The organism is Acinetobacter sp. Root1280 (genome assembly GCF_001425285.1).
GTDB classification, from domain to species: Bacteria; Pseudomonadota; Gammaproteobacteria; order Pseudomonadales; family Moraxellaceae; genus Acinetobacter; species Acinetobacter guillouiae.
In genome coordinates this window covers 132,693-148,052 of sequence record NZ_LMED01000028.1, presented here as the reverse complement: position 1 = coordinate 148,052, position 15,360 = coordinate 132,693, and the positions used below count along the sequence as shown (strand labels likewise).

General features: G+C 37.6%; 11 protein-coding genes. 9 read left to right on the top strand and 2 right to left on the bottom strand.

The genetic code is table 11. From position 1 onward, the window contains the following. The first annotated feature begins 373 nt into the window (after positions 1–373). From ASC84_RS20040 to ASC84_RS20020, 5 genes are all read left to right on the top strand, one after another. Positions 374–1,747 (top strand): hypothetical protein, encoded by a 1,374-nt coding sequence (locus ASC84_RS20040; RefSeq protein WP_056517915.1) that lies wholly within the window; start codon positions 374–376, stop codon positions 1,745–1,747. Between the two features lie 102 nt (positions 1,748–1,849). Next, on the top strand, positions 1,850–2,467 hold the full coding sequence (locus ASC84_RS20035; protein ID WP_056517913.1) for a TetR/AcrR family transcriptional regulator: 618 nt from the start codon (positions 1,850–1,852) through the stop codon (positions 2,465–2,467). Positions 2,468–2,671: 204 nt separating this feature from the next. Then, positions 2,672–4,627: an alkyl/aryl-sulfatase gene (locus tag ASC84_RS20030; RefSeq protein WP_056517910.1), complete on the top strand. Its 1,956-nt coding sequence runs from the start codon at positions 2,672–2,674 to the stop codon at positions 4,625–4,627. A gap of 306 nt (positions 4,628–4,933) precedes the next feature. After that, positions 4,934–5,551 (top strand): TetR/AcrR family transcriptional regulator, encoded by a 618-nt coding sequence (locus ASC84_RS20025; RefSeq protein WP_056517908.1) that lies wholly within the window; start codon positions 4,934–4,936, stop codon positions 5,549–5,551. 258 nt (positions 5,552–5,809) lie between these two features. Beyond that, a complete protein-coding gene (locus ASC84_RS20020) occupies positions 5,810–7,198 on the top strand; it encodes an MFS transporter (protein ID WP_056517906.1) in 1,389 nt (462 codons plus the stop codon). 264 nt (positions 7,199–7,462) lie between these two features. Here the strand turns inward: ASC84_RS20020 and ASC84_RS20015 are convergent, their stop codons facing one another. After that, on the bottom strand, positions 7,463–8,077 hold the full coding sequence (locus tag ASC84_RS20015; RefSeq protein ID WP_056517904.1) for a biliverdin-producing heme oxygenase: 615 nt from the start codon (positions 8,075–8,077) through the stop codon (positions 7,463–7,465). Positions 8,078–8,247: 170 nt separating this feature from the next. On the opposite strand from ASC84_RS20015, the gene ASC84_RS20010 reads away from it, so the two are divergent. From ASC84_RS20010 to ASC84_RS20000, 3 genes are all read left to right on the top strand, one after another. Continuing rightward, positions 8,248–8,796 carry a sigma-70 family RNA polymerase sigma factor gene (locus ASC84_RS20010; RefSeq protein ID WP_056517902.1) on the top strand — a complete coding sequence of 183 codons (549 nt, stop codon included), beginning with the start codon at positions 8,248–8,250 and terminating at the stop codon, positions 8,794–8,796. Next, complete coding sequence (locus ASC84_RS20005; protein WP_056517901.1) at positions 8,786–9,769, top strand: FecR domain-containing protein; 984 nt, start codon at positions 8,786–8,788, stop codon at positions 9,767–9,769. Before ASC84_RS20010 ends, ASC84_RS20005 begins: the two co-directional genes overlap by 11 nt. Before the next feature lie 701 nt (positions 9,770–10,470). After that, positions 10,471–13,056 carry a TonB-dependent hemoglobin/transferrin/lactoferrin family receptor gene (locus tag ASC84_RS20000; RefSeq protein WP_056517899.1) on the top strand — a complete coding sequence of 862 codons (2,586 nt, stop codon included), beginning with the start codon at positions 10,471–10,473 and terminating at the stop codon, positions 13,054–13,056. A gap of 93 nt (positions 13,057–13,149) precedes the next feature. On the opposite strand, the gene ASC84_RS19995 is transcribed toward ASC84_RS20000, so the two are convergent. After that, complete coding sequence (locus ASC84_RS19995) at positions 13,150–14,217, bottom strand: trans-aconitate 2-methyltransferase (protein ID WP_056517898.1); 1,068 nt, start codon at positions 14,215–14,217, stop codon at positions 13,150–13,152. Positions 14,218–14,389: 172 nt separating this feature from the next. Here ASC84_RS19995 and ASC84_RS19990 point away from each other — a divergent pair, with 172 nt between their 5' ends. Further along, complete coding sequence (locus ASC84_RS19990) at positions 14,390–15,358, top strand: AraC family transcriptional regulator (protein ID WP_056517896.1); 969 nt, start codon at positions 14,390–14,392, stop codon at positions 15,356–15,358. The last annotated feature ends 2 nt before the right edge of the window (positions 15,359–15,360 follow it).

The following is a 15,360-nucleotide window of genomic DNA, read 5'->3' as shown; positions in this document are numbered from 1 at the left end:
ATTTTTTCGCCATTTTTCCCTATTTTATTTTTCTTTTAAAATGAAGAATTCAATACAGAGCCGATATTTTTAAGCGATTTAGCAAGGGTTTTCCTTCATCTGTCTAAGCAATGGATGAAGAATTAAAACATCGTAGCTGTTAGGTTCTCCTCATTTTTAATCGCTTTAAACATCAACTGGAAATGCTGTTGATCAATGCAAAAAAGCACTTTTTAAATAGATCAGAAAAAAACCGCTTGAAAATTAATCTAAGTGGATTATTATATTTAATCTAAGTGGATTAAAAGCCAGTCCATTTAAGTGATCAATTAAAATTAAAATGAAATCGCCATCGTTCTAGGATTGAAGGACATGGTACATAGGGACGTAAGTTATGGAAAAGATGAATAAATTAAAAGTAGGGATACTGCTGACGACGGTTATGGGTTCAATCACTTTAAGTGCTTGTAACGACAATGATGATTCAGAACGTGTAACTCAACCGCCTAAAGCAGAACTGACGGATTGTATGTGGCAAAATGCTGTTTCGAGTAAGGATGGAACAGGTGGTGCCAATCCAATGAATTATGCGCTTCCAGACTCTAATGTAAATTACTGGTCGAGTGAATTTACAGTACCAGAAGGCGCAAAAGTTTTTATCGATGGTGATTATCCTTACGCTCGTCACACCTCTCTGGTTAGCTATACAGCCAAAGGAGAGCGTGTTAATTCTCTGGTAGATGTCAATATTAAACCCAATCAAGGTGTGACCAATCCCTTTATTGTGGGTAATAACCGCTTAAATAAAGAAAGAGGATTTAAAGCTGAGTTGGTGTTAGGCGATCTACCTGCATCACCTAAAGAAAATACCTTATATGCGCCTAAAACAGACAGCAATGAAGTGGCGTTAATCTATCGTGTTTATGTGCCGAATAAAGGCTTTAATGAGAAAGGTGGAGTCAATTTTCCGCGTTATAAAGTACAGTTAGCCAACGGTGAAATCAAAACAGGCGCAGAAGTCTGTAAAGTCCTTAAAGTGAAAGAAAAAGCTTTGGATAATGTACAAACACCTTTGAGTGTGATTTTAAGTTTATACAATAAACAGCCTTATGTAGGTTTCCCTGCACAATTAAAACCAACATGGTATACCGCCTATAATGGACCTGCGAATATTAGTTGTATTTATAAACACAACCTAGATCAGTGTGAAGGATTTAAAACTGAACGTAAGCTAAATCAATGGGCTACACCAGATAATGAATACACCTTTTCGGTGATTAGTCGTAAACTTGGTAAGGTGGTTGTGGTGAAAGGTAAACTACCTCAAATCGCAGCAACTTCTGGTAATGAAACCACTTTAGCAAAAGGCGATATTCGTTATTGGTCGATTTGTACCAATGAGCTGATCTCGACAGCGACCAACTTCTGTATTTATGACGAGCAAATGAAGCATAAAGACAAAAATGGTTTTTATACCCTTGTTGTATCATTACCCGAAGATCGACCAAAGAATGCCACAGAAGAATGTGGGATTTCTTACTTGCCTTTAAGCCCGCGTGGTGATGGTTATACTGGTCCAGATGCGGTGGAAAAAGGGCATAATGATGTCGGTTTCTTGATTATGAGAAATTTATTACCGTATTCAAACTTTAATCAAGCCATTCAAAATACCAAAGTTTGGGGAGATGAAAAGACGGTGATGGGTGATTATTTACCAGAGCTTAACTATAGCTCTAAAGAGGAATTTGAAGCCAAAGGTTGTTCGTAATTCATCCGTTAAAAATAAACCAATCTGATTCAGGATTGGTTTATTTTTTATCATTTTTGATATAAAAGAGACCTCTCTTTTTTATTTTCTCTATGGAATGTGATGAGTAATCAAACCAAAGAAAAGCTTATCGAGGCTGCGATTGTTCTGTTTTCTCAGAACAATATCGAAACTTTGTCTGTACAGAAAATTAATGAAACTGCAAAAGTGGCAAACAAATCAGCTTTATATTACCACTTCAAATCTAAATGGGGATTGGTTGAAGCTGCGCTAGATCATGTTATGACACCTTATGTCACAGACAGCCTAGCGCTATTAAATGCAATTCAACCTGAACAGGTACAAGTTTCTGATGTGGTAGATGCCTTGATGAAACCGATGGTAAAGATTCTTTTACAGGAAAATGGCATACATTATTTAAAATTCTTTTCTAAAACTATTAGTGCAGGAGATGAAGGGCGGATCATTGTTGTAAAAACGCTAGTACCTATTTCAGATAAAGCGGTCGACTTATTACAGCTGGCATTGCCCGATGCAGAGCCTGATGCGATTGCATTAAAAGTACTGTTTACCTTCAATACCATTCTCAATGTGGTCAGTGATATTGGTCTTGAGCATTTTTGGCCAACCCAAGTGAAAGATCACAAGCTACTGGGTAAATATTTAAAAGACTATATAGAAGGTGGAATCCGTTTTAAGGTAAATCAACGTTATGATTAGCCTAAACTGATCATTGATTAAAAATGTTGCTAATAAAAACAATGTGAGTCAAAAATGATATGAGCTAAAAACGATCATGAATGAACTTATGGAGGAAAAAGGATTTTTATAGCGACATAAAGTCATCGTATTAGATGCGGAATGAAAAGAACAGTACAGATCAGAAAATCAAAAATTATGGATATTTTGAAAAAAGGAATGACAATGAAAATTAAATTTTTAACGATCTCATTGATGTTTATTTTGCCATTTTCTGTTTTTGCAGCAAATGGGCAAGTCGAAAAAGCGGTCATTGAATCAAATAATGCTTATAAAAGTAAATACAATTTAGACGATATGACAGAGTTTAATCATGCGCAAAAGGGTTTTATTGCCAAGCCTACGGGTCAAATTAAAAGTGAGAAAGGCAATGTTATCTGGGATTTTGATGCGTTTAATTTTTTAAATGATCCAGCACCAAATACAGTTAATCCTGCGCTATGGCGACAAGCAAAGCTAAACAACAATGTTGGTCTATTTAAAGTGACTGATCGAGTTTGGCAAATTCGTGGTTTTGATTTGGCAAATATGACCATTATTCAAGGTGATACTGGCTGGATTATTGTGGATACATTAACCTCTAAAGAAACGGCTGAAGCGGCACTTAAATTTGCTAGGCAGCATTTAGGTGAGCAAAAAATTTCAGCCATTATTTTTACCCATAGCCATATCGATCATTTTGGTGGGGCGTTAGGGGTTCTTTCTAGTGACGAAATTAACGCAAGAAAAACTCCTATTATTGCGCCACAAGGCTTTATGGAAGAAGCGACCAGTGAAAATGTGATGGCAGGTTCAGCCATGATACGTCGTGCGACTTATATGTATGGAACTTTTCTACCAAAGAATGCGGAAGGATTGGTGGATACAGGTTTAGGTAAGGCTGTTGCTGTGGGTAAAATGGGAATCCTTGAGCCTACACAACTGATCACCCAAGCAGAACAGAAAATGAGCATTGATGGTTTGGATTTTGTGTTTTATAACGTGCCGGGTTCAGAAGCACCTGCTGAATTAACATTCTCTATTCCATCACTGAAACTTTATAATGGCGCAGAAATTCTATCGCATACAATGCATAATCTTTATACCCTTCGAGGTGCTAAAGTACGTGATGCCTTAAAATGGGTGGGCTATTTAGACCAAGCAATGCAGCATGCTAAAGCATCAGATGTATTGATCGCACAGCATCATTGGCCGGTCTGGGGCAATGACAATATTCAAGATTTTATTAAAACCCAGCGAGATGTTTATAAGTTCACCCATGATCAGACGGTAAGATATATGAACTCTGGTTTTAATGGTGCTGAAATTGCCGAGAAAATTAAGCTTCCAGCTGCGCTTGATCAAAAATTATACGCACATGGCTATTATGGAACCCTTAAGCATAATGTAAAAGCGGTATACCAATATTATATGGGATGGTTCGATGCCCATCCTTCCAACTTAGATCCATTGCCACCAAAAGCTGTTGCAAAAAAATATATTGAGTTAGCAGGTGGAGAAAACAATGCATTGAAAAATGCGCGGGATGCCTATGCTCAAGCTGACTATAGATGGGCTGCCGAGATTTTAAAACATATTGTGTTGAATAACCCTCAAAACCAACAAGCGAAAGACTTATTGGCAAATACGTATCGTCAATTGGGCTATGCTGCTGAGGCTTCGACTTGGCGTAATTTCTTTTTGGTGGGCGCTCAAGAGTTACAGAATAATGTACCACTACAAAATACCTCTGATCCGAGTGATTTATTGATTCACACGCCAACTGAAAGATTTCTTGAAGCCATGGCGACAAATTTAGATGTGGAAAATTTAAAAAATGAAAACCAGTGTATCAATCTGGTTTTGTCGGATACCCAAGAGAATTTTTCATTATGGGTTGAAAACTCAGTCATGCAGTTTAAACGTCATGATGACAGTAATGGTTTGGCATCGGATTGCCCAACATTAACCGTAACCAAGCCCTTATATCTAAAAATGATTACAGGTCAAATAGAAGGGGTAAAAGTCCTGCTTTCTAAAGACAGTAAAGTTAAAGGTAATCCACTGAAAATTGGAAAATTCTTTGCCATGTTTAAACGTCCAGATTCAATTTTCCCAATTGTGACTCGACCAAATGGTTAGGGGGGAAATAACGAAATTTAAATCTTTAGGCTTAGATCAATAGCACCGAATAAAATGGGAGAACTTACAGACTTCGTTCTCTCATTTTTTATATCAGTATTAAAAAATATTTAGATATTTTAAGTAGGTCTATCTTCGCTAGAGAATTTAAAAGAATAAGTCTCTTTATCAGCTAAAAAATTATTTGGTATGACTGAACTAGGATTATATCCACATTGATGTATTCGGGAACTCGTATTAGCTTGAATTGTGAATTAGCTAGGGCTCCTCTATAATTAAATTCTTGTGTGTAGAAAATAGAGAAGTATGTCATCACAATCTCAAGTCGCTTCTACTCAGGTGACAAAAAGGCAAACCAAGCCAGCAGAAGTCCGAATTGATGAGCTGATGAATGCTGCACAAACGCTTTTTTTAGCAAAAGGTGTGGAAGCTACCACGATTAGCGAAATTATTGCCAGTGTGGGTGTTGCTAAAGGGACTTTTTATCATTACTTTGAATCGAAACAGCATATTGTTGAAGCCTTAAAAAAACGTTATATCGATTTTTTTATCGCGGCCTTAGACACCGCAGTTGCAACATGTGATGCTGAAGATTGGGTCAGCCAATTTAAGGTTTGGGTCTCTGCCAATATACAAACCTACCTCGAAAGTTATGCAGTGCATGATATTGTTTTTGGCGCGCACCATCACGAACGTAAGAATAATGAAAAAAATATGATATTGGAACAATTGCTGCAAATCTTAAATGGAGGGCAACAGGCGGGTATTTGGTATTTAGAACAGCCAAGATTAACCGCTTTGTTGATTTATTCAGGTGTGCATGGGGTTGCAGATGAAGCAATTGCCAATCAACTACAAGATAGCACAGATTTTTCTCAACAAATTGCGCTGCAATATTTAAAAATGCTCCATCATGATGGCTGACTTTCACTATGACCTTGAATCATATAAATCGCTTCTCGTCTGATATTCTTTTATTATCAATTTTAATTAGAACCCGAAAATATACATTTTAAAGCTAACCATTCTGTTTAAGTTGTGATCAGTGATGATCTTTAAAAGCGCTTTCAAGATTGTCTATAAAAAATGAAAAGTTTGGGGTTTAAGTAGACTTTTATACATTGACCGACCGTCGGTCAGTATATAATATAATGATTCTCATTTAAACAACCTAGGTGATGTATGAATGCATCTCGCCAGCCGATTTATCTCGTTTTAGCGCTCTATATCAGTACCTTTCTGTGTTTGGTGGATCTCAGCAGTGTCAATCTTGCACTTGGAAGTATTCAAAACGAATTTGATAGTGATATGGCGGATCTGCAGTGGGTGATTGATAGCTATGCTTTAAGTCTATCGAGTTTAATGTTAGCGGTGGGGGCATTAAGCCAGCGTATAGGGCGTAAAAAGTTATGGTTACTGGGTGTGATCATTTTTATCGTGGGTTCATTGATTTGTGCGATGGCAAGCAATTTTAGTTTGTTGATTATTGGACGAATGATTCAGGGGGTGGCTGGTGCAGTTTTAATCCCTTTGGCATTGGCGATCATGGTGCATCATTTTCATCAACCGCAAGACAAAGCACGTGAAATTGGTCGCTGGAGTTCTTTTAGTGCGTTTTCATTAATTGTTGGTCCACTGATGGGTGGATTATTGGTACATCATTTTGGCTGGCAAAGTATTTTCTGGCTCAATCTTCCTGTTGGGATTCTAACGATTTACTTGGGTTATTATGGTATTGAGGCGGATCAGAAATCGGTGCCTGTACCTTTTGATTATTTAGGTTTGCTCTACAGTGCTGTAGCGATTGTCACATTAACGTATAGCATTATCGCATTACAACATGTGCATTTAGCACATTGGTTTATGCTGAGTATTTTCTTGTTTATCTTGGCAAGTATGGCGTTTGTATGGCAACAAAAACATGCCACTCATCCATTGATCCCCAATCATTTATTTAAAAATAAACGCTTTTTAGCCTATAACGCGATTTCTTTTATTTTAGGATTTGCAGGATATAGTTCGTTATTTATATTTGCTTTGTTTTATCAAAATCAGATTGAGTTAACTGCAGCACAGTCAGGCTGGTTGATTGCACCACAGTTTTTAACACAGGCGTTTGTTTCAATTGCCTTTTCCAAATTACACCAGCGTTTTACCGTAGCGAGCTTATTAACACTGGGCTTGGCAATTGCAGGCATTGCATTGTTGGCTATGATGAGTTTTCAAACCGATTCATCTTTTGCGCTATTTATCTTTTGTAGTGGACTTATGGGAATTGGTATGGGATTGATCGTTCCGGGTTCAAGTACATTGATCATGGGCAGTGTACAAGTGCAAGATGCAAACTTTGCAGCAGCCATTTTAAATACACTACGTCAACTGGGAATGACGATTGGGATAGCCGTTTTAGGTACAGCGATGACCTTTGTGACCACTTTGTCTCAACAGCAGGGCAACAGCTTACAATCTGCTGAACTGTTGGCTTTCCATGTCACGGTTATGTTGATGGGTGGACTGTTTCTGTTGTCTATTTTGTTTATGCTGTATAGCAAAAAACAACCCTCTATTTAGATTTTCTCACTGCATCTTGCAGGGGGCAACTGCATTGACTCGAATAGAGCCAAATAAAAAGGGAAAGCTGATTGACTCAGTTCTCTTGTTTTATCAGTCCTTTTTAAAACCGTAAATCAACATAAAAGCCCCTCATCCTAGCCTTCTCCCAGTGGGAGAAGGGACTTTCAATACCAAAATGAATTTGCTCCACATGATCATTTTTTGCTTTATTAAAGTTCTATTGCTTACACAAATGAATTAAAAATTTTCACTGCAATAGAATTACTTAAGCTGCTCTAAATTGATTAAGGCATTGCCAAAATAATTAAATGCATCCAGTGCACCTTGAATAACTTCGTCTTTTTGGCTAGGGCTGAGCTCGGCTTGATCTAAAGCTTGAACAAATCGTCTCCAAACCTTTGCTCGACCTTCAGGGTAAGCTGCCAAATTGCGCGCACCATTTTCAGCACTTAAGCCTAAGCGTTGCTGCGCTTGTTTAAATAAAAATGCCGCGCCTAAAGTTGATCCTTCTGAAACATAAATCCAGCCTAAAGCAGCAGGGAACGTTACATTTAAACTTTCTAAAGTTTGACCTTGAGGTTGAATAGCTAAATCTTGTAGATCTAACAGTGCTTGTGCAGAACGACCACGAATATCAAGGTCGGTAATATGTAAAGCCACTTGATCTAGTTGAAATAAATGCTCGATTTCAAGTTGAAAATAATACTGAGACAAGGTGAATAAAGCGTATTTTTCTAAACTTGAAAATACGTCTACTTTTGCCATCAGCGTATGCATTCTTTCATGCTCATCTGCGGTCTGTAATTTGAGACGCATAGCTAAACTGAGTTCTTGTTGCGCATTGGCATTGGGTTCAGTGATCAGTGCTTGATTCATGTAATTCTCTTATTTAAAAAAGTCTATGAAAAAATGGGTTATATGAGAGATGACGAATGAACTGGATAAAAACCGCAACAGAGCCTACAAAAAAGTTCTTTAGGATAGCATTTACAAATAACAAAATGTAAACGATAATTATTATTGTTTAGAATTTTTAATTTAATTTTATGATTCCAATTCTCCCCACACCATCGCGGCAACAAATCTTGCAAGAGATGTATTTGGATCACCATGATTGGCTGAAACAATGGTTGAACTCGCGTGTTAGATATCCTTTTACTGCCGCAGATCTGGTTCAAGATACTTTTGTCAAATTGCTGCAAACCAAACAGCTTTTTTCAATTCAGGAACCGCGTGCATATCTGGTTAATGTCGCAAAACATCTGCTGATTGATAAGCATCGTCGTTATATTTTAGAGCAGAATTATTTAGAAACACTCAAACAGCATACGGAAGATCAAGATCTTTTAATCACTTCAAATCAAATTGAAGAGGCTGTACTTATTTTAGATTTTCTCACCATCGCTTTACAGGATACAACAGCACTGACTCGAAAAGCATTTATCATGTATTACTTTGAAGGCTATAGTCAGAGTGAAATTGCCACTGAGATTGGCAAATCATTACGCACGACACAGCTCTATTTAGCTGAATGCTTACAGTTATGTTATGAGGCGAAAAACAATTTGCTTGAGCTAGGGTTAAATGAACGCTAAACAGCTACAGAAAGAGATGGCTTTATGGATTGTTCGTTTAAATACCGATGATTTGCATGAACGTCAACAAGCACAAATTGAGTTTGAGGCATGGCGAAGCAAGTATCCTGAACATCATGATCAACTCGATCAAATGCTTAATTTTTCTGAATCGATGCAACAGTTTTCGACAACGCATGGCATATCCAGCCAAAACATTCGAAATTCAATGAAAGTCAGCCAACAAAGTAAAAAACATATTTTACAACTGTTTAGCAAAGTATTGGTATTCTGTGTGAGTATCGGCGGGGTTGTCTATTTCACTGCTCATTCAACAATGATGTCTTACTACACGGCTGATTATAAAACTGAGATTGGGCAAATGCATTCGATCACCTTGGAAGATGGTTCCAAAGTGACTTTAGCTGCAAAATCTGCCATTAAACTTGATTTTACTGCTGAAAAAAGACAAATCAATTTAGTCCAAGGGGATATTTATATTGATGTTGCCAAAGACCCACAACGACCTCTGATCGTTCATACAGCTCAAGCGGATTTTAAAGCGCTCGGTACACGATTTATCGTTTATCAGTACGCCAATAGCAGTGTGTTGAATATGTTGCATTCAAAGGTTGAAACCCGTTCATTGGCTCAAAATTCTCAAGTAAAAGTAGTCAAGCAAGGCGAAAAAATTAGCGCTGACTCACTTGGTTTAAGTCCGATTTCTGAGTTAGATATTGCATCGACCGAGTTTGCTTGGGATAAACATCAGATATTGGCAGATCAACTTCCTTTAGCTGATTTACTGACCAACTTGGGGCGTTATCATCATCAATATTTAATATTTAATCATTCGACCCTAAAAGATTATAAAGTCAGTGGGGTGATTAATGCGAAGCAGGATTTAGATCAAACGCTACGGTTATTGGTGACTCAATATCCAATTAAAATTACTAAACTTGGTGATCATGTGATTTATATTACTTCAAAATGACAAAAATGTTATTTTGGTTGAATTAAAAATATATTAATAAAAATAATTTTATTTATTTTTCTCTCATTGTTATATGTTAAAAATACTGTTTAAAACTAAAATAATGACTTAAAATTTACCATTTTATTTTTTAAAATATTGAATTTTAACAATAAAATTTATACATGATTTTATGTAATGTATTTATATGATAAAAAGTTAATTTATAAACTATTGTGATGTTGATGTATTTTTGTAAGGATAAGGTTTTATTTTAAATTGGTCGAGATTTAAAATAAAAATAAATGGTGATTGGCTAAATTTTAAAATAATTTTACGTTTAAATTAAACGGTGTTTTAAAGTGAGTAGGGCCTTAAAATAAAATGGGTTTAAAATGAATAGATGCTTAAAACAAGCAGAAACATAGTTTAGCTATATTTAATAGTGTTTATTTATATCGAGATTTTCTTTTCTATAATGTGAATAAAATACTATTTATCGCAAATTATTGATTCAAAATTTATAAAGGGGTAATTCTGTGTTGGACTAAGCGAAGAATGATGCATTTGCTGATACTTTAGAACGTTAAAATTTAAAAAAACTGCAATTGATTGCGGTTTTTTTGTTTCTGCTTCGTCATATAACTTAGAACACATGAAAACACGGATTATTTTAACTAAATGAAGTTAATGATTATCATTTAACCTTGGGTGGGTAGAAAATGTCTCAATCTTTATATCAGAATGCAATAAAGCCAGTTGCGTTGGCTGTTGCAATCGCACTGTCTATGAGTGCAATCAGTATACAAACGCATGCAAATAACGCTTCGCCTGTTGGTTTTTATCAAGTGCAAAGCGGTTCATTAACCCAAGCTTTAAATAGCTTGGCACAGCAAGCCAATGTATCCTTGTTGTTAGATCCTGCAAAAACCAATCGTTATCGGGTAAAGACGATGAAGGGTAAATATACCCTAGATCAAGCTTTTGCATTATTGGTGCAAAATACGCCATTCCAGATTCAAAAAACTTCGGCAGGTTATCTACTCATTGAAAAGCCTGTCACTACACAAGCACCTGTAGTCAATACAGAGAAAGCAGCAACGGATAAAACAACAACATCAACCACAAGTGCTGAAAATCAAATTTATCAGATGACCCCGATTGTGGTCGAGGCAGTAAAAAAAGATACCATACAATTTGGTCAGAGCGTACTCAATCAAAAGGCGATTGATCGTTATCAAACCAATAATGTTGCGCAATTGCTCGATCATATGCCCAGTGTAGGTTCAGCAGGATCTCCACGTCCGGGAGGGCAAACGATTAATATTCTCGGCATGGGCGGTGTCGCTGATGTGCCAATCACCTTGGATGATTCTGTTAAAACGTTTGATAAATATCGACAAGGTTCAGTCTTTATTGAACCTGAGATTTTAAAGAAAATTACGGTGGATAAAGGACCACATAATGTTGAAGTCGGAAATGGTGGTTTTGGGGGTAAGGTTACACTGGAAACTAAAGATGCCACTGACTTGCTGGATGATGGTAAAAATATTGGCGCATTTTTAAAATATTCACGTTTTTCCAACAACAGCCAAAATACTTATACAGGTGCAGTATATGGTAAAGCCGACAATGGGCTGGTCGATGGTCTGTTTTACTATACCAACCGAGACAGCGGAAATGTAAAGCGTCCTGATGGCAGTGAGTTTTTATATTCTGGGCAAGAGCAGGAAACCTATTTAGCCAAACTGAATGTTTATCCAGCCGATGGTCATAAAATTTCTTTAAATGCCATGCGTAGCGGACATGAAGGCTGGGAACCTTTTGCTGCCATGCGTGATCAAGATGCAGTGCCAACTGAAGCTGATATTGCCAAATATGGTTATGATGAGGCTTGGAAACGCCGTTTGGTCGACCGTGATCAGGAAGATACCAGCTATTCTGCAAGTTATGAATTCAATCCAGACGCTAACCCATATCTAAACTTAAAAGCTGTCGCATCTTATTCCAAAACCTATCAGCATGATCTACGCTTGCCAAGTGTGACAGGTTCAGCGGCACTGTTAGGTAATGAAAGCTGGGTAACCTATACCAATACAGCATTAAAAATGAGTAATATCAGTGATATTGCAACAAAACTGGGGACGCATAAATTAAAAGTCGGTGCGCAATACCAGAAAATGGAACAAAACTCGCTGATTTATGACAAGAATAATGCCAAAAAGCCCGATTATAATTTTGGTTATTATGAACCGAACTATATGCCTGCTGGCGATCAACAAATGCTGAGTGCATTTATTGAAGATCAATATCAGATTCACAATTTCGTCATTACCCCATCGCTACGTTATGATCATATTGAAAATAACGGCAAGCCAAATCGTGCATCACGATTTAATGATCCAGCGGCTGGGCATGATTATTCCAGTAAAACCTATACGGGCTGGTCTCCACGTTTGGCAATGTCTTGGAAACAGGCGGATTACATGACATGGTTTGCAAATGTCAGTAAAACATGGCGTGCGCCTCGTGTTGATGAGCAATATTATGTGCAATCCGCAGCGACCACTGTTCCATCGACCAGTCGTTATTTACTTCCTGAAAAAATGTTGGCGATTCGTGTCGGAAATGAGATGAATTTTGATGATGTATTCAGTGATGAAGATCATCTGCAAGTGCGTTTAACTTATCATCATAATCGCGGGGGTGATGAAATATTCCGCAATCGCTCAACATTTTGTAAAGCCCAAGCAGAAAACAATGTAAATACTGGAAAAGGCAGCGTAGCAGACTGTAAAGGCAATTATGATCGTGGTTTTTATCGTAACGTGACCGATTACACCATCAAAGCCTATGAAGCCGAAGCGTTTTATAACCAGCCGACTTGGTTTGCAGGTTTAACCTATGCTTATATTCGCGGGCAACGTGATAATTCCCCTGTAAATCCGTGGTTTGATCAAAAAACATGGATGACCAATATTCCACCGAAAAAAGCCACAGCGACTTTAGGGGTGAATGTGCCTGAACATCACTTAACCATGGGATGGAGAGGGATATTTGTTGCTGCACAAGATCGAAGCCTTTCAGATAATGATAAGTCGATCGCGGCATCTTCATTTTCATTACCCAAAACCAAAGGCTATTCACTACATAGCGTTTATGCAGACTGGCAGCCAATTGGTGCAAAAGGCCCGACGTTGAATTTCTCGATTGATAATCTATTTAATCGTGATTACAAAATGTATTTGGGAGAGTATATGACAGGTACAGGTCGAGATTATAAGGTGAGTATTTCGCAGAAATTCTAATGCGTTTATGTTCAATATTCGACATGACAACATAAGATAGCGAGAAGTCAATTTGATTTAAGGATTGGGTTTTACTTCTCGCTTTTTTATAACCTATTTCCGCGCAATCAGTACATCAACCGGCGCAACAGGGAATTGCACATTCTCGATCGTTTCAATGTGCTGACAACCCAGTTGCTTTAAGCTGCGATAAATGTCGTCCTTTTGTGGAATGTAATTGCCTTGCATACGCATATTCAGATAATAGCTCTGAATATCTGCATCATATTGAGATGGGTCAATTTCGGCATGACAACAAATTAATACGCCATTGGGTGATAGAGCTGCAAGCAGTTTTTCTAAAATTAAAGCGTAATCATTGACAAAATGCAGTACAGATGAGCACCAAATAATATCGTATTGGGGTTGAGATTTTAAAGTTTGAAAGTCTAAGCTTTGCAAGTCCGCGGCTAAACAATGCAAGCGTTGATGTGCTGGATGGTTTGTTAAAGTAGGTCGAATTACCTCGATGACATGCGGAAGCTCTAAAAGGGTACATTCAAGTTGAGCAAACTTTTCAGCCACATGCATCGCAACTCGCCCAGCGCCAGCACCAACGTCAAGAAAATGTCTTGCTGTTTTAAATTCACGGACTACATCAGAAAGCACATCTGCAATGTGAACTGTGACAGCGTTTTGTTCTTGGGCAATTTGTATTTGAGCCGCTTGTGCCCATGCAGATCCGATCGTTTCTGGTGTTCGAAATTGGGCTTGAAAATCACGAGAAAAAGACACAGAAAGTTGTCCAGCAACAGACTGAATCACTTGTTGGCGATATAACAGAGCATCAGCACAATATTGATCTGATATAGGATCAAAGTAGTCTTTAAGTGCTGGTTTAATACGATAAAGCATAGCCTGTCTGGTTGGGTCAAACTGGGTATCTAACAGCTGTAAACTTGCCAAGAGCTGTAACAGATAATCGGTATTTTGAGGATGCAAAGCATGTTTCTTTGCTAGGACTGTGGCATCTTCAAATTGAAATAATGATGCAAAGAGTTTTTTTTCAATTGAAAAATCTAAGGCTTGTGCCTGTATTTGTGACAGGTAAATTTGCCAAATGGAATGTAAAGGATGAGGTTGAGTCAGTATTTGTACAGCCTGATTTAGAGAAAGATTCATTAAAAGCACCTTTTAAAATTACACAGGGAATGCCGATAACATTTGGTCTAGACATTCGATCCAAAGATACGATATGATGACTCAATAAATGAGAATGATTATTATTTCTTATATTAAAATTATAGAAAATAGTATGCGGAATGAAGTTTCTGGCTAGATGGAGTATTGAGTGATGACACAATTACATCATCGTGTACGGATTGATGTAGCGCGTTCGGTTCAAGAGATCTCTTCACGGCAACAACGTATTGGCTTGCCTGAAGATTTTGGTCATTGCTATGCTGACACTTTACAGATTGAAACTGGCTTGCTACTTAACCAATTACACTATTGCCCTCAATATGCATTAGAAGAAGAAACGCAAGCAACACACCCAAACCCCGTGATGGTATTGACGGTTGGATTACAAGGGTGCTCAAAATATCAGAGTAACAATACAGAGCAGCTCAGTTTTAAAGCGGACCATATCAGTATCAACACTTTTCCATCCATTGAAGGAATACGCCACTATCAAAAACAACAGACGGTTTCTCAGCTTCGCTTGATTATGAGCTCGGAATTTTTGAGTAAATATTTAAGTTCACAACAGCTCAAGACCTTATTTTTCCCAAACCACATCCATCCAATCGCTTTTCAGCCTGTTTCAATGACCAGTAAAGTCCATGCTTGCGCATTGGCACATTCACTATTACAACGCAACAACCAACCACAAAATAGCTTACAACAACATATTCATGCACTGAGTTTGTTATCAGAACATTTGCCGTTAATTGTGCCTGATGAATCAACAGTCTCACCTGCAAACTTGAGTATGCAGGATGTGCAAAATTTGGAAAAAGCCAAAGCTTTAATGATCAATCAATTAGATCAAGCATTGACGATGCAGTATATCGCCAGTGTGATCGGTATGAATGTATATAAATTCAAAGCCTGTTTTATCAAGCTGTATGGGGTAAATCCGACTGAATATTTATTGCAGTTGAGGATGCGAAAAGCCCATAGCTTACTTGAGTCAGGTTTACACGTGGCTCAAGTAGCGTGGCAGGTGGGCTATCAATATCCCAATAATTTTACAGTTGCGTTTACTCGTTATTATGGCAAATCACCCAAAGCATTATTTGCAAAAAATAAATCTAAATGACA